At 46.5% G+C, this 275-nt stretch carries 1 protein-coding gene; it reads left to right on the forward strand.

Translation table 11 applies throughout. The annotated features are described in order from the left end of the window. The coding region (locus PZC42_RS24585; protein ID WP_277214113.1) for a SecY/SEC61-alpha family protein at window positions 1-275 on the forward strand (275 nt) is incomplete at both ends.

A 275-nucleotide genomic window follows, 5' to 3' on the forward strand; every position in this document is an offset into this window, starting at 1 on the left:
TATGGAGGTGGTCAGTCTGTTCCTGTTGGTGGTATTGCATACTACATCACTGCACCATCCAGCTTAGCTGATATGGCGGCCAATCCTTTCCATGCACTGTTCTATCTTGTGTTTATGCTTTCAGCTTGTGCCTTGTTCTCAAAAACATGGATTGAAGACTCTGGTTCATCTGCTAGAGATGTTGCCAAGCAGCTGAAGGAACAACAAATGGTAATGCCCGGACACCGTGAGTCAAACTTGCAGAAAGAGCTGAATCGATACATTCCCACTGCCGC

Source organism: Isoptericola croceus, assembly GCF_029382255.1.
GTDB classification, from domain to species: Bacteria; Actinomycetota; Actinomycetes; order Actinomycetales; family Cellulomonadaceae; genus Isoptericola; species Isoptericola croceus.